The organism is Synechococcus sp. H55.9 (assembly GCF_047462355.1).
Lineage (GTDB): Bacteria > Cyanobacteriota > Cyanobacteriia > Thermostichales > Thermostichaceae > Thermostichus.
The window spans coordinates 33,019-36,743 of record NZ_JANSJB010000009.1 but is presented as its reverse complement, the minus strand read 5'-3'; the positions used below and the strand labels follow the sequence as shown (position 1 = coordinate 36,743).

At 63.5% G+C, this 3,725-nt stretch carries 2 protein-coding genes; one reads left to right on the top strand and one right to left on the bottom strand.

Annotated features, from left to right (window positions below):
- The coding region (locus tag NW857_RS02450; protein ID WP_414367873.1) for a M48 family metalloprotease at positions 1-1,976 on the top strand (1,976 nt) is incomplete at its 5' end.
- 7 nt (positions 1,977-1,983) lie between these two features.
- On the opposite strand, the gene typA is transcribed toward NW857_RS02450, so the two are convergent.
- The coding region (gene typA / locus NW857_RS02445; protein WP_414367871.1) for a translational GTPase TypA at positions 1,984-3,725 on the bottom strand (1,742 nt) is incomplete at its 5' end.

Genomic DNA, 3,725 nt, shown 5'->3' with positions numbered 1-3,725 from the left:
CCCTGGAGGCCCAGATGAACCTGGTGCGGGCCTACCATCTGGCGGGCGAGGCGGAGAAGGCGCGGGCGCTTTGTCTGGAACTGCTGCAGCACCCGGATCCCCAGGCGCGAGGCTGGGCCCAAAAAATCCTGCCCCGCCTGCCCCAAACGGTGGAAAAACCCGCTGCTTCCCCGCCCTCCCCAGAACCGGCTCCTGAGGCTCAGCCGCTCTCCAGCCGCCAACGGGCCGGTCAACTGGGCCTGAAGATCCCCCTGCCGGAGCGGGCCGGCTCTCTACGCTGGGCCAAGTGGGGATCCCTGGCTGTGGGCATCCTCTTCCTCTGGTGGCTGAGTTTTGTGCTGGTGGGCGCTCACCTAGATTTCGGACGGCTGAGTTTTCCGCGGCAACTTTGGTTTTTGCAAGGGTTGCTGCCCTGGCTGCGCAATGGCCTGCGCTGGTTGGTAGCCGGCAGCCTGGCGGTCAACTTTGGCGTCGGCCTTTTGTTTTTTGCCCCCTGGCTGATGGATCACCTGCACCGGCGGCTGCACAAGCTGCGCTGGACCACCTTGGGGGAAATTGAGCGCCACAGTCCCGAGGCGGCCCGCCTGCTGCAGCGCCTCTGCGCCCAAAAACAACTGAAACAACCCCGCCTAGGGGTGATCCCGGAAGGGGGGCCGCTGGCTTTTGTTTACGGCACTCTTCCCGACGGCGGCCGCATCGTGGTCACCCAGGCCCTGTTGCAGCAGCTTGCCCCGGATGAGATTGCCGCCGTCTATGCCCAAGCCCTGGGGCGCATCGTCAACGGCGACATCCTGGTTATGACCCTGCTGGGATCCCCCCTTCAACTGGTTTACTTGGCTCTGGAGCAGGTGAGCCAACTGGGGAACAAACGGCGGGATCTCATCGGCCATGTGGCCCCACTGCTCTACCTGATCTACACAGTGCTTTCCTACCCGCTGTTTTTCCTCTCTCGCCTGGGCACCTACCACGCCGATCACTTTGCGGTGGAGGCCACGGGCAACCCCAACGGGCTGGTGGCTGCCCTGCTCAAGTCGGCTGCCGGCCTGCAGGAGGCCCACAAAAACGACCGCCGCCCATCTTCGCTGCTGCACTGCACCCGCCTCTTCAGCCTCCTGGACTTCAAAACCACCACCGCCGCCAGTGCAGCCAGCCGTCTCCGGGATCCCGCCCAGGCCGGCCAAGTCTTTCTCTGGGATCAGCTCAACCCCTGGGCCCGCTGGATGCAGGTCAACTCCAGTCATCCGTTGCCGGGGCACCGCTTCCAGGTTTTGGCGGAATATGCGCAACGGCTGCGCCTGGCGCCGGAGCTGAGCTTGGGCAGGCCAAAGGGGGGAGCAGCTCCTCTGCCAGCTCGCTTCTGGCTGGATCTGGCCATCTACGCTGCCGAAGTGGTCGGGATCCTCGTCGGTTGGCTGGTGGGGCTGATCCTCTACCTGCTGCTGCAAGATCGCCTCGATCCCAAAGTCATTGCTGCGGCAGCGGTAGTGGGCTATGGGGTGGGACTGTGGGCCAAAGCAGGACTGATGTACCGCGGAGCCTTTTTGCCCCAGCCGACCGATGTGCTCCAGTTGCTGGCTGACCCTGAGGCGGATCCCTGCCGTGGCCAGCCGGTGGAGCTGGAAGGAGAGCTGCTGGGCTTGGGACAAGCCGGCTATCAACTGGGGGCGGAGCCGAAGCTGCAAGATGCCACCGGGCTGATCCCGCTGCGCTTTACCTCTCCCCTGGGACCGGTGGGCAATGTCTTTTCCGGCCTAAAGCGGCTCCGCGGCCTCATGGGCCGGCGGGTCAAGGTGGTGGGCTGGTTCCGCCGCGGCAACACCGCCTGGGTGGATCTGGCCTATGTGCAAGTGGGATCCGACTGGCTCCACAGCCGTCCCCGCCTGTGGCTGGCTTTGTTGGGTTTGGGAGTTGTCTTGCTGGGGATTTGGGGGGCCTTCTATTTCCCCAACCTGCGCTTCTACCTGCGACGGTGGTAGCCGACCACTAGCGACGAGAGGCCGTCAACTGCGCCTTGCGCAGCCGCACCGACTGGGGCGTGATCTCCACCAGCTCGTCCTCGCCGATGTACTCCAGCGCCCGCTCCAGGTTCATCTCCACCGGCGCCTGCAAATGCACCAGCTCTTCCCCGCTGGCAGCCCGGTGGTTGGTCAGTTGCTTGGTTTTGCAGACGTTCAACTCCAAGTCCTGTGGACGGTTGTGCTCGCCCACGATCATGCCCTTGTAGACGCGGGTACCTGGCGTAATGAAGAACACCCCGCGGTCTTCCGCATTTTTCAGTGCGTAGCTGGTGGCCACCCCTTCTTCAAAGGCGATCAGCACCCCGTTGCGGCGCATTTCCATTTCAGAGGTCAGGGGGCGATACTCCAAAAAGCTGTGGCTCATGATCCCCTCGCCGCGGGTGATGCGGATAAACTCCCCACGGAAGCCGATCAGCCCTCGGGCCGGGATGACAAACTCCAACTGGGCCCGCCCGTCCGCGCCCACCATCAGGTTCTGCATCTCCCCCCGCCGCTGCCCCAGCCGTTCAATGCAGGCGCCCACCGTCGATTCCGGCACATCCAGCACCAAACACTCATAGGGCTCGTAGGGTTGGCCGTTGACCTCGCGGAAGATCACCTTCGGCTGCCCCACCTGAAACTCGTAGCCCTCCCGCCGCATGGTCTCCAGCAAAATGCCCAGGTGCAGCTCGCCCCGCCCCGACACCAAAAAGCGATCCGGGGAATCTGTCTCTTCCACCCGCAGCGCCACGTTGGTTTCCAGCTCCCGCAGCAGGCGCTCCCGCAATTGCCGCGAAGTAACAAAGGTGCCCTCTTGGCCGGCAAAGGGAGAGTCGTTGACGCAGATCATCACCTGCAGCGTCGGCTCATCCACCTTGATCAGCGGCAAAGCCTGCGGGTTCTCGGGAGAGGTGAGGGTGTGGCCGATGTTGGCCTCGGCAAACCCCGCCACGGCGACGATGTGGCCGGCAGTAGCCTCGGTGAGCTCGACGCGCTGCAGGCCCTGGAAGCCAAAGAGCTTGGTTACCTTGCCCTTGACGATCGACCCATCTTCTTTGACCACCGCCAACTGATCCCCAAGGCGGATGGTGCCGTTGTGGATCTTGCCGATCACGATCCGACCCAGGTATTCCGAGTACTCCAGCGTGGTAACCTGCAGTTGTAACGGCTTGGCCGGATCCCCAATCGGCGGCGGGACATGCTTGAGGATGGCTTCAAAGAGGGGCTTCATGTCCAGCGGGCCGCTGTACCTTCCTTCCAGAAAAGCTTTCAGGTCAGCTTCTTCCAGGGCAAAGCCCCGCAGCCCCGAAGCAAAGAGGTAGGGAAAGTCGCACTGGTCTTCGTCGGCCCCCAGCTCCAAAAACAGATCCAGCACCTTGTCGATGGCCTTGTAGGGCTCGGCACGAGGCCGATCGATTTTGTTGACCACCACGATCGGGCGCAGGCCCTTTTCCAACGCCTTGCGCAGCACAAAGCGGGTTTGCGGCATCGGGCCTTCGTTGGCGTCCACGATCAACAAGCAGCCCTCCACCATGCCCAGCACCCGCTCCACCTCTCCGCCGAAGTCGGCGTGGCCGGGGGTATCGACAATATTGATCAGGGTTTCGCCGTAGCGGACGGCTGTGTTCTTGGCCAGGATGGTGATGCCCCGCTCTCGCTCCAGGGCATTGAAGTCCAGCACGCAGGTGGGAATGTCCTCTCCCTCCCGAAAGGTGCCTGCCTGGCGCA